The organism is Nocardiopsis sp. NPDC050513 (assembly GCF_044457925.1).
GTDB lineage: Bacteria > Actinomycetota > Actinomycetes > Streptosporangiales > Streptosporangiaceae > Nocardiopsis.
This window is the reverse complement of the sequence record NZ_JBITHK010000008.1, coordinates 224,393-246,457: the sequence shown is the minus strand read 5'-3', so window position 1 is coordinate 246,457 and position 22,065 is coordinate 224,393. Positions and strand designations below refer to the sequence as shown.

The following is a 22,065-nucleotide window of genomic DNA, read 5'->3' as shown; positions in this document are numbered from 1 at the left end:
GGGAGATGCCGTCATGACGGAGAACACCGGCGGGAAGTCCGGACACGAGGGGCTCCGGATCGAGCGCGTCCACACCGCACCCGGCGTCCACCCCTACGACACCCTCGCATGGGAACGCCGCGACGTCGTCATGACCAACTGGCGTGACGGGACGGTCAACTTCGAGCAGCGCGGTGTGGAGTTCCCCACCTCCTGGTCGATGAACGCGACGCAGATCGTGGCGAGCAAGTACTTCCGCGGCGTCCCGGGCACCCCCGAGCGCGAATGGAGCCTCAAGCAGCTCGTCGACCGGGTCGTCGGCGTCTACACCGCCACCGGCCGGGCCCACGGCTACTTCGGGGACGACGCTGACGCCGAGGTCTTCGACCACGAACTCAAGTACGCCCTCGTCCACCAGCTCTTCAGCTTCAACTCCCCGGTCTGGTTCAACGTCGGCACCACCTCGGCGCAGCAGGTCAGCGCGTGCTTCATCCTCTCCGTCGACGACACCATGGAGTCGATCCTCGACTGGTACAAGGAGGAGGGGGTCATCTTCAAGGGCGGGTCCGGCGCGGGTGTGAACCTGTCGCGGATCCGCTCCAGCCGGGAACCGCTCTCGTCCGGCGGCATGGCCTCGGGGCCCGTGTCCTTCATGCGCGGCGCCGACGCCTCCGCCGGAACCATCAAGTCCGGCGGAGCCACCCGCCGGGCGGCCAAGATGGTCGTCCTGGACGTCGACCACCCCGACGTCGGGGAGTTCGTCGAGACCAAGGCGCGCGAGGAGCACAAGGTCCGCGCCCTGCGCGACGCGGGGTTCGACGTCGACCTCGGCGGTGCCGACACGTTCAGCGTCCAGTACCAGAACGCCAACAACTCGGTGCGGGTCTCCGACGCCTTCATGCGCGCCGTGGAGACCGGCTCCGCATTCGGACTGACCTCCCGGACCACGGGCGAGGTCGTCGCCACCGTCGACGCCAAGGACCTCTTCCACCGCATGGCCAGGGCCGCGTGGGAGTGCGCCGACCCCGGAATCCAGTACGACGGCACCATCCAGGACTGGCACACCAACCCCGAGAGCGGCCGTATCAGCGCCAGCAACCCCTGCTCGGAGTACATGTCCCTGGACGACTCCTCGTGCAACCTGGCCTCGATCAACCTGCTGAAGTTCCTGTGCGAGGACGACACCTTCGACGTGGAGTCCTTCGTCCGGCTCACCGAGCTGGTCGTCACGGCGATGGACATCTCCGTGACCTTCGCCGACTTCCCCACCGACACGATCGCGCGGACCACCCGCGCCTACCGCCAGCTCGGCATCGGCTACGCCAACCTCGGCGCCCTGCTGATGGCCACCGGCCACGCCTACGACTCCGACGGCGGGCGCTCCGTCGCCGCGGCGGTCACCTCCCTGATGACGGCCGCCGCCTACCGCCGCGGCGCCGAGCTGGCCGCCGTGGTCGGCCCGTACGAGGGGTACGCGCGCGACGAGCGGGCCCACCGCCGGGTCATGCGCAAGCACGTCGCCGCCAACGACGACCTGCGCGCCGTCGGAGCCCTGGAGGAGCCCGTCCACGAGGCCGCCACCCGTGAGTGGGCCGAGTGCCTGCGCCTCGGCGAACGCGACGGCTGGCGCAACGCGCAGGCGAGCCTGCTCGCGCCCACCGGCACGATCGGCTTCATGCTCGACTGCGACACCACCGGAGTCGAGCCGGACTTCTCGCTGGTCAAGTTCAAGAAACTGGTCGGCGGCGGCTCCATGCAGATCGTCAACCGGGCCGTCCCGCGCGCCCTGCGCACCCTCGGTTACCGGGACGAGCAGATCGAGGCGATCGTCGAGTACGTCGCCGGGCACGGACACGTGGAGGACGCTCCCGGCCTGCTCCCCGAGCACCACGAGGTGTTCGACTGCGCGATGGGCCGCCGCCACATCGAGCCGATGGGCCACCTGCGCATGATGGCCGCGGTGCAGCCCTTCCTGTCCGGAGCGATCTCCAAGACGGTCAACGTCCCGGAGCAGGCCACCGTCGCCGACGTCGAGCACCTCTACTTCGAGGGCTGGCGGATGGGCCTGAAGGCGCTCGCCGTGTACCGCGACAACTGCAAGGTCGGCCAGCCGCTGTCGACCGGCGCCGAGAGGGGCGCCTCCGCGGCGCCGCGCTCCGCGGAGGCGGCCCGCCCGGTCCGCCGTCGCCTGCCCAAGAAGCGCCCGAGCGAGACCACGTCGTTCGCGGTGGGCGGCGCGGAGGGCTACATCACCGCCGGCTCCTACCCGGACGGCGGCCTGGGCGAGGTGTTCCTGAAGCTCGGCAAGCAGGGGTCCACCCTGGCCGGGGTGATGGACGCCTTCTCCATCGCGGTCTCCATCGCCCTCCAGTACGGCGTCCCGCTGGAGACCTACGCGCAGAAGTTCACGAACATGCGCTTCGAACCGGCGGGCATGACCGACGACCCCGACGTCCCCATGGCGCAGTCCGTGGTGGACTACATCTTCCGGCGCCTGGCCCTGGACCACCTGTCCTACGACGAGCGCGCCGCGCTGGGCGTGCTCTCGGCGGACGAACGCGCGGCCCGGGTGGCGGGCGAGGATCCGGCACAGGTCGCGGCCGAGGTGGAGTCCTACGCCCAATCGGCCCCGACCCGGGAGGCCGAGGGCTCCGGCGCGGCGCGGGAGGAGGCTCCGCCGAGGGAGCCGCACTCCAGCACGGAGCTGTTGGAGCTGCGGCAGGGGTTCGTCGCGGACGCGCCGCTGTGCATGACCTGCGGCACCAAGATGCGGCCGTCGGGCAGCTGCTACGCCTGTGAGGGCTGCGGCGCCACCAGCGGGTGCAGCTGATACCGGCGGTGGTCGCTGGGGGAACTCCCGGGGTGGGGGCGGTCGAACCGCCCCCACCCCGTGCACGGAGAGCACGCGGATGGTCCAGACCTGTGGTTGGCACGCCGGAAGAGCGGGTAACCCTTCGGGACCGAGCGCCCTTCAGCGGAAGGTGGTCCCCATGCTGATCGCCGCGATCCTCCGGTCCAAGGGGCCGGAGGTGGTCAGGGTCGCCCCCGACGCGACCATCGCGTTCCTCCTCACCGAACTCGCCCGCCACGACATCGGCGCCGTCGTCGTCGCCGAGGACGACCGCGTCGTCGGCATCGTCTCCGAGCGCGACGTCGTCCGAGCCCTCCAACGCAGCGGCCCCGAACTCCTCTCCGACCCCGTCTCGGCCATCATGACCAGGGACGTGTTCACCTGCTCCACCGAGGACACCGTCGAGGACGTCAGCGAGGCGATGACGCTTCGGCGGTTCCGGCACATCCCCGTCCTCTCCGGGGGCAGGCTGGTGGGCATCGTCAGCATCGGCGACGTCGTCAAGAGCCGTCTGAGCGTGCTGGAGGACGACCGCGCCGCGCTGGAGGCCTACATCCAGGGGCGCCGTGCCTGACCAGGAACGGAAGCACGGTCGGGTGCGGGCGCGACGCAGCGGGCGCACCTCGGCGGCCTACTCCCCGCACCGGTCTCCCACCGCGACGGCCACCGCCGCGGTCGCCGCGGTCACCCCCAGCACGGCGGGCCAGGAGCCGACCTTCCTGGCCAGCGGGTGCGCCAGCCCGAACGCCCCCACGTACACCGCGGTGAGCGCGACCGCGGTGCCGAGCCCCGACCGCCGACGCCACGTCTCGAACGCCGCCGCGCCGAAGGCCGCCAGCACCACCCCGCCCAGCGGGCGGTTGCCGGTGGCGCGGGCGGTCGCGTAGCCGCCGATCAGCCCGGCGGTGGTCAGCGCGGCACTGGGTACTGCGGTCATCGGGGGCGCTCCTCCTCGTCGCGGCCGGTTCTCGGCCCGTCCTCCGCACGACGTTAGCCCCCGTCCCCGCGCCACCGCCAACCGGCACGCACGCGGGGACACCGCGAGGGGACCCGCGTCCGTTCCGTCCGCCGCGTCTGGGCAGATCACGCTCAGGACACGATTGATGGGTTCCGGTTCGAGGCCGTGCCACAGTTATCCCTGTCCGTTATCGCCGCTCCCGCCCTCCCACCCGCTCCCACCTGGAACCGGATGGGCGTACGCGGCGTCGAACCCGATAGTTCCCCGTCCTCGCCAGCAAGGAGTCCACGCCTATGTCGTTCGCGCAGACCGTGCGCGGCGCCGCCGACGCCATCGTCCAGGGAGGCGATCCGCGTCAGGCGATGGCCAGCGCCGTCCAACAGGTCTCGGACCGGACCCAGTCCGACGGAGGAGGTGGCCTGGACCCCCGCGACTTCATCGCCGCCCGCGAGCAGGGCGAGTCCGTCGGCACCCGGATCGAACAGAAGACCACCTCGCTCAACAACGCGGGCGAGGCGCTCAACCGCAGCTACGTCGACCGAGGCCGGGGCGGCGCCGTGCACGTCATCTGCCCCATGGTGATCCCGCGAGGCCGCACGTTCCTCACCATGCTCCCCGCGATCCTGCTCGTGGTCCTCGGCGTCTTCGGCTCCTTCGCCGTCCTCATCCCGTGGTCGCTGGCCGGGGGCAACCCCCTGCTCAACCCCCTCTTCGGCATCCACTACTGGATCATCACCGCGGCCGTCTCGGCCTTCATGTGGTGGCGCCAGGGCATGGTGATGGTCCCCGAGGGCTGCGAGGCGATCGTCACGCGCTTCGGCAAGCGCGAGGACAACTTCAAGCCCGGGCGCGTCACCCTGTTCAACCCCTGGAAGCGCGTCTCCTACATCGTCAACACCACGCGCGAGTACCCCTTCAACGCCCCCATCCGCTCGGCCCCCACCAAGAGCGGGGTCCAGGCCTCGGTCGACCTCTTCGTCCAGTTCCGCATCGAGGACGCGACCAGCTTCGTCTACACGCTGGGCGGCGTGCAGGGCTTCCAGGAGAAGCTCAACAACGCGATCAGCGAGACCACCCGCAGCCTCATCTACGAGCAGCAGGCCTCGGCGATCTACGACATGGTCGGTGAGAGCACGCACACCCTGCTCGACCAGCTGAACAGGCAGTTCGGCGGCATCGTGGTCCTGACCAACGCCAACATCACCCACGCCGAGCCCTCCAGCCAGGAGTACCGGATGGACCTGGCGGCGCCGGAGATGGTCCGCGTCGCCAAGGACGCCTACACCTTCGAGTACGAGCTCCAGCTGCGCAAGGAGCAGAACGAGGGCGACCTGAACAAGGAGCTGGCGACCCTCAACGAGACCCTCTCCGCGATCCAGGCGGACATCGCCCAGTACCAGGCGCAGATGGACACCGCCCTGGAGCGGGAGACCAACCGGGCGCGCGCCCTGGCCCGCCAGCGCTTCGTCGAGGCCGAGTCCGAGGCCAACGCCAACGCGGCCCTGCTCCAGGCCCAGGCCCTGGACATCCGCGCGGTCAGCGCCGCCGAGGCCCCCGAGATCCTCAACTACCGCTTCCGCGAGAACCTCCTGGACAAGCTGGAGGCGGTCGCCGACAGCCTGCCGCAGGTCCTGCGGATCGGCTCGGGCGACACCGCCTCCGTCGACTACCTGCGCATCGCCCAGGAGATCATCGGCCAGACCGACACCGCCCTGTTCTCCGAGGCCGACATGGAGGCCATCCGCGCCCGCCTGGGCGAGATCTCCGCCCGGATCGCCGAGCGCGAGCAGGAGATCAGCTCCCTCGTCGAGGACGCCGACAGGGCGCGCCGCCAGCCCGAGGGCGGGGACCCCGGCCAGGACCTGGTCGAGGAGATCCGCCAGTCGGTCTCGGAGGAGGCCATCGACGAGCGCCTCGCCGAGACCTCCGCGGACCCCGGCGAAGCCGCCGAGCCCACCGCGACCTCCGCCGCCCGGCCCGCTCCGGCCGCCGACCCGTCCTCCACCATCGACCCGCAGTACCAGCAGCACCAGGCACCGCCCCCGCCTCCGTGGTCGCAGCACGGCCCTGAGGACCTCGGCCCGAACCAGGGAGGTTTCGCCCGATGAGCCAGCCCGTGAACACCGGCAGCGGTTCCAGCATCAAGGAGTCGCTCGCCTCCTGGGGGGACCTGGCCGGTCTGCTGCGCGGCGGCGACCAGGGCGCCCTCGTCCCCGTCGTCATCCCCCGCGACACCCGCGGCCTGCGTTGGACCGTGCTGCTCTGGTTCGGCCTCTTCGCCCTGTGCTCGGCTCTGATGATGGCGGTCAACGCCGCCATCGGCGGCGGCGTGGTCGGCTACACCCTGCTGGCGGTCCCCACACTGCTCGTCGGCCTGCTCAGCATCGTCGGCGCGGGTCTGTGGTGGTGGCGCGGCTCGATCATCGAGATCGAGGAGGGCACCCACGGGATCCTCACCCGCTACGGCGCGATCGTCCGGGCGATCGGTCCGGGCCGCCACTACCTGTGGCACCCCTGGTCGCGGGTGGACTTCGTGGTGGACACCCGCACGGAGATCCCCTACACGGCACCGGTCCTGGCCTGCCCGACCCGCGAGAACGTGCCGCTGAAGTCGATCGAGTTCTTCCTCAAGTTCCAGATCATCGACCCGATCCGGTTCGTGACGATCATCGGCGCCAGCAACTTCGACCTGGTGCTCTCCAGCGCCGTGCAGGACGCGATCCGCCAGCGCAGCCGCCTGGTCAACACCGAGTCCGCCTACGACCTGCGCGGATCCAACGTCGAGGACATGCGCCGCCTGCTCAACTCCCAGCTGGAGAAGTACGGCGTGCGCATCACCGGCTGCAACATCCCCGACGTGCAGCTGCCCAACCAGTACCAGCAGCACCTGGCCACGCGGGAGCGGGTCGCCAAGGAGCTCGTCGCCTACGAGCAGGAGTGGGAGCTGACGCGCAAGCGCCGCATCGACACCCTGCTCATGGACATCGAGCGCTCGAAGAAGACGCGCGACGCCAAGATCGTCGAGGTCAACGCCGCCCTGAACAAGGCGCGCAAGGACGTCGCGCAGATGCTGGAGGAACAGGAGACCGAGGCGCAGCGGGTGCGCTACGAGATCGAGACCCGCGGCCGCGCCGACCTGGTCGCCGCCGAGAACGAGGCGAAGGCGCAGCAGCGTCTGGCCACCGCCTACCGGGACAACCGGGCGGTGCTGGAGTACGAGCTGGCGCGCCGCCGCCTGGACGTGGGCGCCGCGCTCGCCGAGCGGGCGCCGCGACCGGTCGTCGTGCAGACCGAGGCCGGATCCGGCGACTCCTCGGCGCTGTCCACGCTGCTCACCGCGCAGCTGCTGCCGCAGGTGCTCAACGGAGCGGCGCCGGGCTCCCGCGGGGTCTCCGCCGCGGCGTCGGCGGGCGCCCAGGAGATGGCGGAGTCCGCCCAGGGCGCGATCGCGGCCGCCGCCGAGCGCCAGCAGCACATGGCGGACGAGTACCAGCGCCAGCAGGACGTCGCGATGCGCCAGCAGTTCGAGCGCGGCGAGGGCTACGGCCGCCGCTGACCTGCCGGAGCCGACGGGGATCCGCGACCGCCGTGGTCGCGGGTCCCCGTTCGTGTGCACGGGTCCGGCTCAACCCGTGACGGACAAGGAGGCGTACGCCGCGGCGATGTCGATGCCGTTGCGGACGGCGATCTCGACGAGGTCCTCGACCTCGCCCGCCAGGGAGCTGGCGAGGTCGTCGTCACCGGTGGCGTGCGCCCGGCGCAGCGCGGTGATCGCGTCGTGGATCCGCAGGTGGAGGGTCAGGGCGAACTCGCGCATGGGGCGACTCCTCGGGCTCGGTGCTGCGGTGGGGGAGAGGTCGGAGACCCTTCCCCGGGGGCGGCACCTGTCTACCGGCCGAAGGTGAGAGCGGGGTTGGAACCGGCCGACGGGGGGCGGAACGGCGGGAAAGCCCCGCGGTACGCCGGTGACCCGGTCCGCGCGGTCAGTGGCTCGCCCAGGCGTACCAGTCGCCGGACACGTGCTCGTAGACGCGGGAGCCCTGGCCGGGGACGAACACGCCCACGGGGATGTCCTCGGTGCTGTGCGCCAGCCCGGCGGAGGGGACCAGGACACCGGCGCCCTGGACGGTGTAGTGCGTGATGTCGCCGGAGACCGAGACCTCGGCCAACGGGTAGGCCCCGGTCCAGGAGCCGTCGCGTGCGACCGTCTCCCCGTCGTCGACCTCGTCGCCCAGCGCCCGCAACTGGTCGGTCGACGCGGCCGTCCGCAGCTGGAGCGGGATGTCGGCGCCGGACACGCCCAGCGCGGCGGCGGCGATCAGCGGCGCGGAGATCCACCGCAGCCAGTAGTACCGGATCATCGGCCGGGCGACGGCGAGGGCGATGCCCAGCCGCAGCGCGCCCATCGCGGCCAGCAGCAGGCCGCAGACCAGTCCGACCGCGAAGGTGGGCAGGTGTCCGGCGGGGACGCTGTCCTCGAAGACCAGGACGAGCGCGACGACACCGCAGGCGGGGATGTAGAGCCGTCCGGGCGGGCGCGAGGCCCAGCTGATGAGCCGCTGGCCGAGCGTCGGCTGTTCGGCGATCTCGATCAGCTTGGCCACGGACCCGTGGGGGTCCGAACCGGTACCTGCGGCGGACATACGTTCCCCTCCGTGGAATCCGCGGATGCGACGGACCGGTGGGCATGCCGAAGGGGCGGGCCGGCCGCGTCACAGTCGAGACGGCCGTCGGAACGCGGCCTCACCGACAGGATAGAGCAGTGGCGGAGCGTGTTCGGGGAGACGGCGGGAAAAGGCGGGCGCACGAGCGGTCGCGGGTCCGACCGCGCGCACCGTACCCGGCCGTCGGCCGGTGCGGCCGGAGGACAGCACCAGATGGTCCCAGGACCACCGCCCGCCGCTGACCGCCATGAGCACGCACACCGCTGTGACCAGCACCGTCGTGGGCCAGGGGCCGAACGGCGCCAGGTCCGGAGGCCCCCCGCCGCCGACGGCGAGCGCGCCCAGGATCGCCGTCGCGGCCAGCAGGGGGCCGGTCAACCACGTGAGCAGGCCCACGGCGAACGCGACGGACAGCGCCACGAGCAGCGCGGGCAGGGCGGGACTGAGGACGCCCGCCACCGCGGAGCCGGGGTCGGGCAGCCGCGCGGACACCGCGTCGGTCCGCCCGCGCATGTCCAGGCCGTGCTCGACGAACATCCACCCGACGCCGACGCGGGTGAGGGCGGAGACGACGTCGTACAGGCGTCCCCGAGAGATCCGGGGTCGACTCCTGGCGGCCCGCATGTGCACCCCTGTGGTCCGATCGTGGCGGTGCTGACAAGCGGAAACTACCGAAGGTGCCCACGTGCGGCGTGTTGTCACGCGCGGTGAGTCGCCAAATGGCGCGTTCCCCGGCCCCGGGCCGCGCCGCACGCGCGGCACCCTAGGGTGGAGGTGTGACCACGACATCCACGGGCGCCAGCCCGTCCGCCGCCCCCACGTTCGAGGTGGAGGACGAACTCCGCGCCCGCGGCGCCCGTGTCGTGGCGGGGGTGGACGAGGTCGGACGCGGCGCGTGGGCCGGTCCGCTCCTGGTGTGCGCCGCCGTGCCCGGCGAGGGCGCCCCGCCCGCCGGGCTCACCGACTCCAAGCGCCTCACCCCCAAGCGCCGCCGGGACATCGCCGCGCGGCTGGGGCCCTGGGTCGCCGACCACGCCTTCGGCTGGTCCGAGCCCGCCGAGATCGACGAGGTGGGCATGACCGAGGCGCTGCGCCGTGCCGCCCGGCGCGCCCTCGACGGCCTCACCGCGCGGCCCGACGCGGTCATCCTCGACGGCCGGCACGACTTCATCGGCCGGCCCTGGCGGGTGCGCACCCAGGTCAAGGGGGACCTGGTCTGCGTGAGCGTGGCCGCCGCGGCGGTTCTGGCCAAGGTGCGCCGGGACGCGTTCATGGCCGAACTCGACGCCGACCACCCCGGCTACGGCTTCGACCGCGCCGCCGGGTACCCCTCACCGGCGCACCGCGCGACCCTCGCCGAGGCCGGACCCACCCCGCACCACCGGCTGAGCTGGTCCTACCTCGACGCCCTGCCCCGCTGGAAGCACCTGCGCAGGCACCGCGTGGCGCCCTCCACCGCAGGCGGCGGACCCGGTGACGAGGGCGAACAGCTGTCCCTGCTCTGACCGCCCGCGGCGCGGAGCCCGCCCGGCGAAGGGGGACGGCGCCCCACCCGGTTCCGGGACCCACGGGCCGCGACACGCCGCACCGCACTGGACATCCACACCACTTCGGGCAAGGCTGGTTCCGTAGCCATGCCGTACACGTCGGTCCCCCCGACACCACCCGGCCCGGCCGTCACGGTCTGGAGAGCCGACCTCCCACGCACCCCCAGGCAGGAAGGGTATGGATGACGCGCGAGACGCACTCCGCCGCCGCCGCGGAACCGGGACGCGCGTCCGGGCTGTCCCGTCTGCGCGCCCGGTACCGCAGCGTCCCCCTCGCCAGACGGCTGGTGGCCGCGCTGGTCCTGGTCACGGTGGTGGCCGTCGTCGCTCTGGTGGCGAACCTCCCCGTCCTGGGCGCGCTCGCCGCCACCCTCGCCCTCCTCCTGCTCTTCGCCGCGCTCATGCGCTCGCTCGACGCGTTCGTCACGGTGACGGTGTGCGTCGTGTGGCTGACGGTCACCTTCCCGCTCTTCCAGATCCCGCTCGCCGGTGAGCCCGTCACCCTCCTGCTCGTGCCGGTCCCCCCGCTCGTCGTGCTCGCCGCGGGCCGGGTCCGCGAGTTCCCCGTCTGGCACACCTCCGCGCTGGCCCTGACCGCGGGGCTGGTCGCCGGGTACTCCCTCGCCCTGGCCGGGATGGTGGTCCCGGCCCTGTCCGCGGCGTGGGGCGTCGCCCTGCTCTACGCCGCGGCCGGGGCCTGTCTGGTGTGGCGGCTGACCGCCTCCCGCCAGATCATCAGGGAGAGCGCCGACGCCCGCGCCACCTCGGCCTCCGCTCCCCGCCCGCCCTCGGGCGCCGACCGCGCCGCCCGAGTCCGTCCCGAACCCGTGCGCGGGCGCGCCGACGGGGCCCCGCGCCCCGGGCGCGGCCGGAGCGCCGCCGCCGACGACGCCGAGCCCGTCCCCGTCGACCAGGCCCTGGCCGAACTCGAGTCGATGATCGGCCTGGACCCGGTCAAGCAGCAGGTCCGGGGGCTGGCCGCCTCGATCGAGGCCGCCCGCCTGCGCGCCGACGCGGGGTTCCCGGTCGAACGGCCCCTGCGGCACCTGGTCTTCTCCGGGCCTCCCGGCACGGGCAAGACCAGCGTCGCCCGCGCCCTCGCCACGATCTTCCACTCCTTCGGCCTGCTGCCCAGCGCCCACGTCGTCGAGGCCCAGCGCGCCGACCTGGTGGGGGAGTACCTGGGCGCCACCGCGATCCGGACCAACGAGCTGATCGACCGCGCCCTGGGCGGGGTGCTCTTCATCGACGAGGCCTACTCCCTGGTCAACGAGGGCGACGGCCAGCCCGACCGGTTCGGCAACGAGGCCGTGCAGACCCTGCTCAAGCGTGCCGAGGACGACCGCGACCGACTCGTGGTCGTCCTGGCCGGGTACGAGCAGGAGATGGACGCCTTCCTGGCGTCCAACCCCGGTCTGGCCTCGCGCTTCGCCACCCGCATCACCTTCCCCAGCTACACCGCCGACGAGCTCTTCCGCATCGCCGAGACCCTCGTGGGCCAGCGCGGCGACAGCCTCGACCCGGGAGCGGCCACGGCGCTGCGGCGCGGGTTCGACCAGGCGGTCCGGATCGAGGCGGTGGACGAACTCGGCAACGGCCGCTTCGCGCGCTCGGTCGTGGAGAAGGCGGCCCAGGCGCGCGACGTGCGCGTGGTGACCTCGGGCGTGCGGGGCGAGGAACCGGCGCCGCGCCCGGAGGCCGAGGACCTCATCACGGTCCGCGCGGCGGACGTGGACACCGCCTACGCCGAGCTCACCTCGCACCTGCCCGGCTTCGGCGAGGCGCCCGGCATCGAGGAGGCGATGGCGGAACTGGACGCCATGATCGGACTGGAGCCGGTCAAGGAGCAGGTCCGCTCGATCGTCGCCCAGCTGCGCGTCGCCAAGCTCCGCGAGGAACAGGGGCTGCCCAACCAGGCGCCGATGCGGCACTTCGTCTTCTCCGGGCCGCCCGGCACCGGCAAGACCACGGTCGCGCGCGTGCTCGGCCGGGTCTTCTCCGCGCTGGGACTGCTCGGCCGCGCCGAGGTGGTCGAGGCCCAGCGCGCCGACCTGGTCGGCGAGCACCTGGGCGCCACCGCGATCCGGACCAACCGGCTGGTCGACCGCGCCCTGGGCGGGGTGCTGTTCGTCGACGAGGCCTACTCGCTGGTCAACCCCGGGTACAGCGGCGGGGACGCGTTCGGGACCGAGGCCGTGCAGACCCTGCTCAAGCGCGCCGAGGACGACCGCGACCGGCTCGTCGTGGTCCTGGCCGGGTACCCCGACGAGATGGAGCGCTTCCTCGCCTCGAACTCCGGGCTCTCCTCACGGTTCAACGTGCGCGTGCGCTTCCCCTCCTACACCGCGGACGAGCTGACCGCGATCGCCGAGGCCGTCGCGGCGCGCACCGGCGACGCCTTCGACGGCACGGCACGCGAGGACCTGCGCAGCATCTTCACGCACGTGTGCGCGACGGGCTGGATCGACGAGCTCGGCAACGGGCGCTTCGCCCGCTCGCTGTTCGAGAGGGCGTGCTCCCACCGCGACCTGCGCGTGTCCCGGGAGGTCGGCGAGGCGGCGACCGCGGCCCAGCTCACCGTGGTCACCAGCGCGGACGTCCGGCTGGCCTACGCGGACGCGACGCAGCAGGCCTGAGGGACGCGGCCCCGGAGGCCGTGCCCGCGACTGCTAGGGTCCGACCCATGACCGCGACACCCTCACCTTCCGCGCCCCCCGTCACCCAGGCGCTCATCCTCGCCGGCGGCCAGGCCACGCGGCTGCGGCCCTACACCGACACCCGCCCCAAGGCCATGGTCGAGGTGGCCGGACGGCCGATCGTCGACTACCAGCTGGAGTGGCTCGCCTCGCACGGCGTCGAGCAGGTCGTCGTCTCCTGCGGCTACAAGGCCGAGGTCCTGCGCGACCATCTGTCGGACCGCGCCGGGGGTCCGGAGATCTCCCTCCTGGTGGAGGACGAACCGCTCGGCAGGGGCGGTGCCCTGCGCTACGCCGCCACGGGCCTGCGCGACCCGGAGGCCCCCTACTTCGCGCTCAACGGGGACGTGCTCACCTGGTTCCCGCTGGACGAGATGACCGCCCACCACCGCGACCGCGGCGGTCTGGCCACGTTGGCCCTGGCCCAGTTCCGCACCACGTGGGGCATCGTCGACGTCGACGACCGGGACCGGATCGAGGGCTTCACCCAGAGCCCGCTGCTGCCGGTGTGGATCAACGCGGGCGTGTACCTGTTCGAGCCGGGGATCACCCCGCTGCTGCCCGCCAAGGGCGACCACGAGTCCTCCACCTTCCCCGACCTGGCCAAGGAGGGCCGCCTGACCGCCTACCGCATCGACGGGTTCTGGCGCGGGGTGGACACCGCCAAGGACGTCAAGGAGGCGGGCGAGGCGATCGCCGCCATGCGCGGGGCCGACCGGGAACGTTAGATCGGTCTTCCCCGGTTCGTCGGATGCCCGCCGATCCGGCGCTGGGGCGGATGGGTATCGTCACGAGCGTGACAAGAGACGGATTCCTCCTCCCCAGCGCCCCCAACTTCCGTGACCTCGGCGGACACCGCACCACCTCGGGACACACCGTCCGCACCGGGGTCCTCTTCCGTTCCGACGCCCTGCACTCGGTGGCCGACGAGGACCTGCCCGTCTACCACGGCCTGGGCATCCGCCAGCTGGTCGACCTGCGCACGGCCCACGAGCGCGAGCGTCTGCCCGACATCACCCCCGACGGGGCCGAGTACGCCGCCGTGGCCGTCCAGGACGCGGACGCGGCCGGGGCCAACTTCGCCGACGTGCTCGCCGACCCCGAGTCCGCCCGCGCCATGTTCGGCGACGGCGCGGCCGAACGCTTCATGCACGCCGTCTACCGGGAGCTGGTCACCGACGCCACGGCCCTGGACGGCTATCGCGACCTGGTCGAACGCGCCGCCACCGGCCCCACGGCCCTGGTCTTCCACTGCAGCGCGGGCAAGGACCGCACGGGGTGGGGCGCGGCGTTGCTGCTGCGCCTGCTGGGGGTGGACCACGACACGGTCGTCGCCGACTACCTGGTGAGCAACGGGCGCCAGGAGAGCACCGACCGGTGGATGCGCCGTCTGTCGGCGAACAGCGGGCTCGACTGGGCGGACCTGGTGCCCATGACGCGCGTCCGTCCGGAGTACCTCGCGACCGCGCTGTCCCGGATCGACGAGGTGTACGGGTCCTTCGACGGCTACGTCGCCGAGGGGATCAAGGTGTCCGAGGGCACCGTCGAGCGCCTGCGGGAGCGGATGCTGTACTGACGCGCGCTCACAGGCTCGCGTCGCGGCTCGGGGTGCGAGGCGCGCGCTCGTTCCCCTGGGTCCCGGCGGTGCTCAGAGCGCGTCGAGGCGGCGGCGCAGGTCCGTCTCGTCGGAGGCCGCCTCCAGCTGGGCGTTCAGCGCGGCCAGCACGGAGGGCCGGTCGACGCCCCGGTCCAGCAGGCGTCTGGCGGCCCGCCACAGGTGGACGGGCCGTCCGTGCCACAACCGCTCGGCGAGCCGTTCGTGCCGGTCCAGTTCCCGCTCGCGTTCGGGGTCCGTGCGCGTCACCGGCCGGTACCAGTGGTCCTGCCCGCTGGAGTGTCGGCCGCTGTGCGGCGTGGCCGCCTCGTACTCGCCGTAGTGGTCGAGCCGCAGCAGCGCCCGCCGACCGCGCGGGGCGGCGGGGTCGAACTCGTCCGGTGCGCCCGCGACGATCTCGCTGGCCAGCAGCGGGAAGGCGAACATCCGGCGGGCGAGCGCGGCGAAGTCACCGTCCGGCAGCAGTCGGCGCACCGCCTCCTGGCGCAGGCCCAGCGGGCGCGCGGGGTCGCGGTAGGTGCGCACGAACGCGCTGGTGCACTCCCACACCGCGTCGAGCGTGGCGCCCAGGGCCACCTCCGGCAGCCGGCAGACCGCTGCCGCGCCCGGGCCCCCGGCGCCCACGGCCGACGCCTCCGGCGCGACCCGGCCGGCCCAACGCACCCACGCCGCCAGGACGTGCGGCATCGCCTCCTGTTCCTCGGGCAGCAGCACGACCCGCCCCGGGAGCCAGTGCAGCAGGAACGACTCCACCTTGCGGGGGCTGACGCGCAGCGGCCGGCCGGCGTCCACGTCGCAGCCGTGCGCGATGATGTGGTCGACGCACCGGCTGGCGGCGTAGGAGTCCGAGAGCCCCGCCGCCTCGTCCGAGGCCAGGAAGCGGGCCGCGAGCACGGCGCGGCCGTCGCGCCGCCACACCGGGACCGGGGCGGCGTCCGCGCCCGTCGCGGGCAGGGTCCGGATCCGTGAGCGGACCAGGGCGTAGTGGGCGGCCAGGGAACCGCCGGTCAGGTCCGCGGCGGTCAACCCGACGGCCTGCACGGTGGGGCCCGCCCCGGGATCGCTGGACGCGCCTCCCACGACCAGGTCGGTCCGCTCCAGGGCGCGGGTGAGCAGGGCACGTGCGGCCCCGAGCCCGATCGGTGCGAACCGGATGAAGTCATCCTTCTCCGCCCGTTCCCGGCACTGGTCGAGCAGTTGGTCGACCTTGGCGGTGACCCACACGTCGCGCAGCAGCCCCCCGCCGTTGTGGTCGACCACCAGGATCACGGCGTGCTCGGGCGGCGGGGCGCCGGTGCCGTCGGACCGGCCGAACACGCAGACGACGTCGTCGGTGTCCCCGAAGCGGTCGCCGTGGACGTGGGCGGCCAACGGGGTGACCGCGCCGAGCTTGGAGGCCCACTCCGGCACCTGGAGGCCGCGCTCCCTGAGCGCGATCACCCCCTGTTCGGCCAGGTGCCGTTGCGGGCGCGAGGTCCCCAGCGCGGCGACCGCCGCCAGCACGCCCAGCCCGGCCGGGGTGCCGGAGGCGGTGGCGTGCGCGATGAGGCCCTCGCCGAGCAGCCGTTGGACGTCCACGCCCGGGACGCGCTCGCCCCACCACGTTCCGAGCAGTTCGCTGAAGGCCAGCTCGGCGTCCAGGGGCTCGCGCATGGCCAGCAGGGCCCGGGCCGCGCGCAGCATCTCGTCGAAGACGGCGCCGGGCACCGGCTCGGGTCCGGGGGGAGGCGTAGGGTTGGACACCACCTGAGGGTATGCCAGCGCCGCCGGGCGTGGTCCCGGACGACGGCCCGCGGGGGTCGGCGGCGGACCGCCGGTGCGGTCAGCGCGGCCGTGGGACCGCCCCGTGCCCGTACCCGGGGCCGTGGTGGCCGCGCACCGCGCCGATCTCGGACGGCGGGACGGAGTTGACCATGGCCTCCAGGTGTTCCCGGGCGACCCTCTCGACCAGGTGCGGGGTGACCGCGATCCCCAGGTGCTCGACGCAGTTCCACGTGTCACTGACACAACGCTCGACACAACGATGGGACAGGTTGCTGAACTCGTCGTGGAGCCTCGCCGAGATCCGCCTGAGATCCTGGACCGGGAAGGTCTGGAGCATTCTCGCTCACACCCCTTGCTGGAAGATGGCCTGGACGGTGACCTCCACCCATTCCACTTGTTCTGGACGGACTGTCAACCCCCGTTCCGGTGCGCTGTTGTCAAAACCTCGAGGGGACGGCGTTTACTCTGGTCTCCCCATCAACGCAGGTCAACGGTACAAAATGGACTTTTCCGCCATATAACAGTCTGGTTTCGGAATGTGCGGCGGAAACCGGTCAGGTGCGGCGGTCATCGGTAATGGTGGCAAAACACGGACGGAAAACCGCCGGTTGACCGTCCTGCGGCCGACGGGTGGCCCGTTGATGACCTTCGGTCTCCGTGGTACTCCGTCCACAGGGCCCGTTGCGTGAGGACGGGTGTGTCTTATGCTTGGGCGGTGACAGCGGCCGAGAGGAGTCCTGGAGTGTGACTCCCGAGGGCCGCGAGCCCCCGTACGTCATTCGCGACTGGCCCCGGGCACGCGCCGTGGCCGGTTCGCGTGCTTCACGGGGGTCATGCGGTCCAGGCAGCGTCCCCAGCGAAACACGGGTGGGGAGTCCGACGGTTCCGGAGGTGTCGAGCAGGTGAGCGCCGAGACGTCCATTCCGCCACCCCGGATCGAGGGGGCCGAACTGCCGGACGCGGTCAGATCGCTCCTCACCGACGCCCCCATCGGATTCGCCCTGGTCGATTCCGACGAGCGTCTGACCACCGTCAACCAGCGCCTCGCCGCGCTGTTCGGCGCCGCGCCCGCCCAGTGCCTCGGCCGGACCCCCTCCGACCTGTTGGAGGAGGCCGGGGACCCGGCCGGGGCCGCCGCCCAGCGGGCGGCGCTGCGCGCCGTGCGGGCCGGGGGCGGCGCCGTCCGGGAACGGTTCCGCGCGCCCAGGGGGCAGGTCTGGGACCTCACCTGGTTCCCGGTGACCGATCCCGACACCGACGAGGAGCGGGTCGGCCTCATCGCGGCGCCCGAGCACGAGGCCTCCGTCGCCCGGCGCGACGAGCGGCGGCTGCGTGCCCTGCTCCAGGCGGGCCAGCAGATCGTCTGGGCGGCCGGGCCCGGCGGCGACATGCAGGAGGACTGCCCCCAGTGGCGGTCGCTCACCGGTCAGGAACCCGACGCCTACCTCGGCCGGGGATGGCTCGGCGCCGTCCATCCCGACGACCGCACCCGCGTCGAGCGCGCGTGGAACGACGCGGTGCTCGACGTGACCCCCTTCGACGCCATGTTCCGCGTGCGCACCCGCTCGGGCGGTTACGACCATTACCGGGCGCGCGCGAACCCCATCAAGGACGGGACCGAAACCGTCGAGTGGATCGGCACGTTCGTCGACGTCACCACCGAACGCGAGGCCGACGAACTCCGCCAGCGGCTCAACCAGCAACTGAGCGAGGCGGCCATGCGCACCGCCCGGCTCCAGAAGGCCACCTCCGACCTCGCCGAGGCGCTCACCGTCGACGACGTCGTCAACGCCATGACCGAGATCGGTCGCTCCGGAGTGGGCGCCGACCACGCCCACGTGGTCCTGTTCGACCGTGACCGCCTGCGCCTGCGGACCATGGCCGCCGAGCGCACCCACCCCCTGCCCAGGGCCTCCTTCCCGCTCGAACACCCCGACCCCGCCGCCCGCGCCGTGGCCGACCAGGCCCCGTGCCTGGCCGCGAACCCGGCCGAGCTGCGCGCCCTGTTCGAGGACGCGCCCGAAGCCGACGAGCTGGTCGAGACCACGCCGGAACGCTCCTGGGTCGCCCTGCCGATGAGCATCGCGGGCCGCACGATCGGCGCCCTGCGCCTGGCCTTCACCGCTCCGCGCGAGGTCACCGACGAGGAACGCGTGTTCTTGGAGGCCCTCGCCGGACAGTGCGCCCTGGCCGTCGGCCGCGCCCAGCTCTACGAGCGCGAGCACGACACCGCCCAGGCCCTCCAGCACAGCCTCCTGCCCGAGGAGCTCCCGGTGGTGACCGGCGTCCGGCTGGCCGCCTACTACCGCTCGGGCTCCCAGCACGTCCAGGTCGGCGGCGACTGGTACGACGCCTTCCCGCTGCCGGACGGCCGCGTGGCCGGGGTGCTCGGCGACGTCATGGGCAAGGGGATCCCGGCCGCCGCCGGGATGAGCCGGATCCGCAACGCGCTGCGGGCCCTGGCGTTCAACATGCCCGAACCCGCCGACGTCCTCACCGGGCTCGACCGGATGTTCGCCGCCACCGAGGGGCTGGACCAGGTGACCACCCTGGTCTACTTCGTGCTGGACCCGGTCACCGGGCAGCTCGACCTCAGCAACGCGGGGCACCTGCCGCCGCTCGTGGTCGCGGGAAGCGCCGGTCCCTCCCTGCTGGAGGGCGAGCCCGACACGCCGCTGGGCGTCAGCGCTCCCAGGGGTCACCACAAATTCTTCGTGCAACCCGGTAACACCGTCGCCCTCTACTCCGATGGACTGGTTGAGAACCGCAAACGGTCCGTCGCCTCCGGGCTCGACGAGTTGGTCCACGTGGCCGCCTCGGCGCCACCCGAGGCGGTGGGCGACCCACAGCAGATGCTGGAGTACCTTGTTGAGAGCATGCTCGAAGGGTACGAGCAGGACGACGACGTCACTCTGCTCGCCGTTCAGCTTCCGGTGATCGACTCCGCGTCGGAGCGGTAGACCGTACGAACAAGTCCATTGCCTTGCCTACAGTGAAGAAGCCGTCCCGGCCCGCGACGCGGGGGTGATCCTCCAGGGGGATGACCTCCGGGAGCGCATACGCTTGATAGACAAACGGCTTCCCCGCCCCAGTGGGGACGATCCCAGGCCGCAGGTGGGAGAGGGCGCGCGCCCGGTCCCGGCCAGGCGGACCACCGGGTCCGACAATCTCGCCACACGTCCGTTCGAGAGGTGTTTGTGTCATCTGCCAGTTCGACTCGCTCGAAGCAGTCCGAGTCACTGCAAGAGCCCGTCATTCAGCAGCTGATCGAGCGTGGGCGGTCCCAGGGCTTTCTTGAGCCCGAGGACGTGCGCCGTGCCTTCGAAGAGGCCGAAATCCCGATGTCGCAGGCGCAGTCCGTGCTTCGCAGCCTCGCCAAGGAGGGCGTGACCGTGCTCGTGCCCGAGTCGGCCTCCTCGCGGCGCAAGGCTCCCAGGCGCAAGACAGCGACCACGCGGTCCACCTCGACCAGGTCCGCCAAGACCACCGCCACCGCCAAGCCCGCGGCCACGCGGTCGGCCAAGCCCGCGGCCACGCGGTCGGCCAAGCCCGCGCGTGCCGCGGCGGCCCAGGAGCAGCCGGAGACGGTCACCGCGGTCGTCGACTCGGGCGACCCCGAGGACTCCTCCGGCGGGAACAGCGCCGCCGGCAGGCCCGCGGCCAAGAAGCCGGCCGCCGCCAGGAAGGCCGCGCCGAAGAAGGTCGCGCCGAAGAAGGCGCCGGCCTCCGCCAAGAAGGCCGCCGCCACCAAGAAGACGGCCAAGAAGGACCTGGAGCTCGCGCCCGCCGCCGAGTTCGAGGACGAGGAGGGTCTGGACGACCTCGAGCACACCGGCGCCGAGCTGGAGCTGGTCGAGGACACGCCGGAGAAGGACGTCAAGCCCGTCAAGCCCGAGGCGGTCGGCGCGCCCACCGCGCCCAGGTCCGAGGACGAGTCCTTCGTCCTGTACGACGATGACGACGACGCCCCCGCCGCCCAGGTGGTCGCGGCCGGTGCCACCGCGGACCCGGTCAAGGACTACCTGAAGCAGATCGGCAAGGTGCCGCTGCTCAACGCCGAGCAGGAGGTCGAGCTCGCCAAGCGCATCGAGGCCGGTCTGTTCGCCGAGGAGAAGCTCGCCGAGGAGGGCGAGGTCCTCACCTTCGAGCTGCGCGACGAACTGGAGTGGATCGCCGAGGACGGCGGCCGCGCCAAGAAGCACCTGCTGGAGGCGAACCTCCGACTCGTGGTGTCGCTGGCCAAGCGCTACACCGGGCGCGGGATGCTGTTCCTGGACCTGATCCAGGAGGGCAACCTCGGTCTGATCCGCGCGGTGGAGAAGTTCGACTACACCAAGGGCTTCAAGTTCTCGACCTACGCCACCTGGTGGATCCGTCAGGCGATCACCCGCGCGATGGCGGACCAGGCGCGCACCATCCGTATCCCGGTGCACATGGTCGAGGTCATCAACAAGCTGGCCCGCGTGCAGCGCCAGATGCTCCAGGACCTGGGCCGCGAGCCCACCCCGGAGGAGCTGGCCAAGGAGCTGGACATGACCCCGGAGAAGGTGGTCGAGGTCCAAAAGTACGGCCGCGAGCCGATTTCCCTGCACACCCCGCTGGGCGAGGACGGCGACAGCGAGTTCGGCGACCTCATCGAGGACTCCGAGGCGATCCAGCCGGGCGAGGCGGTCAGCTTCACGCTTCTCCAGGAGCAGCTGCACTCGGTGCTCGACACCCTGTCCGAGCGCGAGGCGGGCGTGGTCTCCATGCGCTTCGGTCTCACCGACGGCCAGCCGAAGACTTTAGACGAGATCGGCAAGGTCTACGGGGTCACCCGTGAGCGCATCCGGCAGATCGAGAGCAAGACGATGTCGAAGCTCCGTCACCCGTCGCGTTCGCAGGTGCTCCGTGACTACCTGGACTAGGCCGGTCCGGGCAGTGGTGAACTGAGCGGCTGTTCCCGGTGTGCCGTCCCGATCCCTCGGGACGGCACACCGGTCCGCTGACGCCCCGCCGCCCGCGGGTGTGGCGACCCCCGCGTGTCCTCGGGCGCGTGGGGCGAGTTCCCCCTTGTGTTCCAGGGTGTGTCGACGTCCATCCGACGGCAGCCATGCTGTCACCCCGGGTGTAGGTGCGGGATAAAGCCTCGTGCACCGGGGAAAGGACCGACCGCCGCGGTCGGCCTCTCCCGTGCTCGTCGGGGCCCGGTCAGCCCCGGACGACGACGTCCATGGTGCGGGCGGTCCCCGGCCTGGCCGCGGGCTGGAGCTCCACCGTGTGGCCGAGATCGCGCAGGGCGGCCGTCAGCGCGTCCGGGGTGGCGGCGTCCACGCCCTCGGCCAGCAGCACGCGTGCGATGTCGCCGCGCGTGGCCTTGGCCATGTGGCTGACCACGGAACGGCGCGTCTGACCGTCCACCACGCGCTCGCTCAGGACCCGGACCGCGACGGTGCGCTCCGCGGCCGACCCCTTCGGCCGGAACGCGGCGGCGTAGGCGGCCGAACGGCAGTCGACGATCAGCCGCTCCTCGGCCAGCTCGCCCATCGGGCCGTTCACGGCGCGCCGCCAGTACGGGCCCAGCCCGCCCAGCGGGGGCAGTGCGACCCCCATCGACAGGCGGTAGGGCGGCAGCCGGTCCTCGGGGCCGACCACGCCCCACAGGCCCGAGAAGACCAGGACCCGCTCCCGTGCGCGTCCGGCGGCGGGGGAGTCGAGCAGCGAGGGCAGCCCCAACCGGTCGTAGAGCACGCCCGTGTACAGGTCGGCGGCGCGCAGCGTGGGCGCGGTGGCCAGGTCCAGGTTGCGTTTGAGGGCGTCGGCCTGCCCGGCGGACAGCCCCAGCACCTCCAGGGCCGTGTCCTCGGGGCCGGAGCACACCTCGGCCAGCGCCGCCGCGACCTCCTCACGGGCCCCGGTCAGCTCGGGGAGCGTCAGCGAGGACGGGTCCAGGCGCGGCCCCTCCCCGGAGGTGGCCTTGCCCTCGGAGGGCGGCAGCAAGATGAGCATGGT

Annotated in this window: 17 protein-coding genes; 10 read left to right on the top strand and 7 right to left on the bottom strand. The window is 72.5% G+C overall.

From position 1 onward, the window contains the following. The first annotated feature begins 13 nt into the window (after positions 1 to 13). A complete protein-coding gene (locus ACIBFB_RS16925; protein ID WP_397231006.1) occupies positions 14 to 2,809 on the top strand; it encodes a vitamin B12-dependent ribonucleotide reductase in 2,796 nt (931 codons plus the stop codon). A 160-nt stretch (positions 2,810 to 2,969) separates the two neighbouring features. Next, the gene (locus ACIBFB_RS16920) at positions 2,970 to 3,404 is read left to right on the top strand and encodes a CBS domain-containing protein (RefSeq protein WP_397231004.1); all 435 of its coding nucleotides are present in this window, start codon (positions 2,970 to 2,972) and stop codon (positions 3,402 to 3,404) included. 57 nt (positions 3,405 to 3,461) lie between these two features. Here ACIBFB_RS16920 and ACIBFB_RS16915 read toward each other — a convergent pair whose 3' ends face one another. Next, on the bottom strand, positions 3,462 to 3,767 hold the full coding sequence (locus tag ACIBFB_RS16915) for a hypothetical protein (RefSeq protein ID WP_397231003.1): 306 nt from the start codon (positions 3,765 to 3,767) through the stop codon (positions 3,462 to 3,464). A gap of 314 nt (positions 3,768 to 4,081) precedes the next feature. On the opposite strand from ACIBFB_RS16915, the gene ACIBFB_RS16910 reads away from it, so the two are divergent. Continuing rightward, the gene (locus ACIBFB_RS16910; RefSeq protein ID WP_397231001.1) at positions 4,082 to 5,896 is read left to right on the top strand and encodes an SPFH domain-containing protein; all 1,815 of its coding nucleotides are present in this window, start codon (positions 4,082 to 4,084) and stop codon (positions 5,894 to 5,896) included. Then, positions 5,893 to 7,344, top strand: coding sequence for an SPFH domain-containing protein (locus ACIBFB_RS16905; RefSeq protein ID WP_397230999.1), 1,452 nt, complete (start codon positions 5,893 to 5,895; stop codon positions 7,342 to 7,344). Before ACIBFB_RS16910 ends, ACIBFB_RS16905 begins: the two co-directional genes overlap by 4 nt. Positions 7,345 to 7,413: 69 nt before the next feature. Here the strand turns inward: ACIBFB_RS16905 and ACIBFB_RS16900 are convergent, their stop codons facing one another. The 3 genes from ACIBFB_RS16900 to ACIBFB_RS16890 form a co-directional block, all read right to left on the bottom strand. Then, complete coding sequence (locus ACIBFB_RS16900) at positions 7,414 to 7,605, bottom strand: hypothetical protein (RefSeq protein ID WP_075927964.1); 192 nt, start codon at positions 7,603 to 7,605, stop codon at positions 7,414 to 7,416. A gap of 166 nt (positions 7,606 to 7,771) precedes the next feature. Then, positions 7,772 to 8,431, bottom strand: coding sequence for a hypothetical protein (locus tag ACIBFB_RS16895; protein WP_397230996.1), 660 nt, complete (start codon positions 8,429 to 8,431; stop codon positions 7,772 to 7,774). A gap of 69 nt (positions 8,432 to 8,500) precedes the next feature. Next, a complete protein-coding gene (locus ACIBFB_RS16890) occupies positions 8,501 to 9,076 on the bottom strand; it encodes a DoxX family protein (RefSeq protein ID WP_397230994.1) in 576 nt (191 codons plus the stop codon). Positions 9,077 to 9,228: 152 nt separating this feature from the next. On the opposite strand from ACIBFB_RS16890, the gene ACIBFB_RS16885 reads away from it, so the two are divergent. The 4 genes from ACIBFB_RS16885 to ACIBFB_RS16870 all read left to right on the top strand — a co-directional run bounded on the left by ACIBFB_RS16885 (position 9,229) and on the right by ACIBFB_RS16870 (position 14,271). Further along, entirely contained in the window at positions 9,229 to 9,957 is a 729-nt protein-coding gene (locus ACIBFB_RS16885) for a ribonuclease HII (RefSeq protein WP_397230992.1), read from the top strand. Positions 9,958 to 10,181: 224 nt separating this feature from the next. Further along, positions 10,182 to 12,635 (top strand): AAA family ATPase, encoded by a 2,454-nt coding sequence (locus tag ACIBFB_RS16880; RefSeq protein WP_397230990.1) that lies wholly within the window; start codon positions 10,182 to 10,184, stop codon positions 12,633 to 12,635. Between the two features lie 47 nt (positions 12,636 to 12,682). After that, positions 12,683 to 13,423 (top strand): NDP-sugar synthase, encoded by a 741-nt coding sequence (locus ACIBFB_RS16875; protein ID WP_397230988.1) that lies wholly within the window; start codon positions 12,683 to 12,685, stop codon positions 13,421 to 13,423. A gap of 50 nt (positions 13,424 to 13,473) precedes the next feature. Then, the gene (locus ACIBFB_RS16870; protein ID WP_397231143.1) at positions 13,474 to 14,271 is read left to right on the top strand and encodes a tyrosine-protein phosphatase; all 798 of its coding nucleotides are present in this window, start codon (positions 13,474 to 13,476) and stop codon (positions 14,269 to 14,271) included. Positions 14,272 to 14,343: 72 nt separating this feature from the next. Here the strand turns inward: ACIBFB_RS16870 and ACIBFB_RS16865 are convergent, their stop codons facing one another. Beyond that, positions 14,344 to 15,993 (bottom strand): hypothetical protein, encoded by a 1,650-nt coding sequence (locus ACIBFB_RS16865; protein ID WP_397231141.1) that lies wholly within the window; start codon positions 15,991 to 15,993, stop codon positions 14,344 to 14,346. A gap of 139 nt (positions 15,994 to 16,132) precedes the next feature. Further along, entirely contained in the window at positions 16,133 to 16,411 is a 279-nt protein-coding gene (locus tag ACIBFB_RS16860) for a hypothetical protein (protein WP_397230986.1), read from the bottom strand. 565 nt (positions 16,412 to 16,976) lie between these two features. Here ACIBFB_RS16860 and ACIBFB_RS16855 point away from each other — a divergent pair. After that, on the top strand, positions 16,977 to 19,034 hold the full coding sequence (locus tag ACIBFB_RS16855) for a SpoIIE family protein phosphatase (protein ID WP_397230984.1): 2,058 nt from the start codon (positions 16,977 to 16,979) through the stop codon (positions 19,032 to 19,034). Between the two features lie 237 nt (positions 19,035 to 19,271). Further along, the gene (locus ACIBFB_RS16850; protein WP_397230982.1) at positions 19,272 to 20,981 is read left to right on the top strand and encodes an RNA polymerase sigma factor; all 1,710 of its coding nucleotides are present in this window, start codon (positions 19,272 to 19,274) and stop codon (positions 20,979 to 20,981) included. A gap of 283 nt (positions 20,982 to 21,264) precedes the next feature. Here ACIBFB_RS16850 and yaaA read toward each other — a convergent pair whose 3' ends face one another. Next, entirely contained in the window at positions 21,265 to 22,062 is a 798-nt protein-coding gene (gene yaaA, locus ACIBFB_RS16845) for a peroxide stress protein YaaA (RefSeq protein ID WP_397230980.1), read from the bottom strand. Positions 22,063 to 22,065 lie beyond the last annotated feature (3 nt).

What these genes read in the sequence shown, in the direction of transcription:
- ACIBFB_RS16890 (WP_397230994.1), bottom strand. Translation starts at nt 9,076, where the DNA reads ATGCGGGCCGCCAGGAGTCGACCCCGGATCTCTCGGGGACGCCTGTAC.
- ACIBFB_RS16895 (WP_397230996.1), bottom strand. Translation starts at nt 8,431, where the DNA reads ATGTCCGCCGCAGGTACCGGTTCGGACCCCCACGGGTCCGTGGCCAAG.
- ACIBFB_RS16905 (WP_397230999.1), top strand. Translation starts at nt 5,893, where the DNA reads ATGAGCCAGCCCGTGAACACCGGCAGCGGTTCCAGCATCAAGGAGTCG.
- yaaA (WP_397230980.1), bottom strand. Translation starts at nt 22,062, where the DNA reads ATGCTCATCTTGCTGCCGCCCTCCGAGGGCAAGGCCACCTCCGGGGAG.
- ACIBFB_RS16870 (WP_397231143.1), top strand. Translation starts at nt 13,474, where the DNA reads ATGGGTATCGTCACGAGCGTGACAAGAGACGGATTCCTCCTCCCCAGC.
- ACIBFB_RS16900 (WP_075927964.1), bottom strand. Translation starts at nt 7,605, where the DNA reads ATGCGCGAGTTCGCCCTGACCCTCCACCTGCGGATCCACGACGCGATC.
- ACIBFB_RS16875 (WP_397230988.1), top strand. Translation starts at nt 12,683, where the DNA reads ATGACCGCGACACCCTCACCTTCCGCGCCCCCCGTCACCCAGGCGCTC.
- ACIBFB_RS16925 (WP_397231006.1), top strand. Translation starts at nt 14, where the DNA reads ATGACGGAGAACACCGGCGGGAAGTCCGGACACGAGGGGCTCCGGATC.
- ACIBFB_RS16915 (WP_397231003.1), bottom strand. Translation starts at nt 3,767, where the DNA reads ATGACCGCAGTACCCAGTGCCGCGCTGACCACCGCCGGGCTGATCGGC.
- ACIBFB_RS16860 (WP_397230986.1), bottom strand. Translation starts at nt 16,411, where the DNA reads ATGCTCCAGACCTTCCCGGTCCAGGATCTCAGGCGGATCTCGGCGAGG.
- ACIBFB_RS16865 (WP_397231141.1), bottom strand. Translation starts at nt 15,993, where the DNA reads ATGCTGCGCGCGGCCCGGGCCCTGCTGGCCATGCGCGAGCCCCTGGAC.
- ACIBFB_RS16910 (WP_397231001.1), top strand. Translation starts at nt 4,082, where the DNA reads ATGTCGTTCGCGCAGACCGTGCGCGGCGCCGCCGACGCCATCGTCCAG.
- ACIBFB_RS16880 (WP_397230990.1), top strand. Translation starts at nt 10,182, where the DNA reads ATGACGCGCGAGACGCACTCCGCCGCCGCCGCGGAACCGGGACGCGCG.
- ACIBFB_RS16920 (WP_397231004.1), top strand. Translation starts at nt 2,970, where the DNA reads ATGCTGATCGCCGCGATCCTCCGGTCCAAGGGGCCGGAGGTGGTCAGG.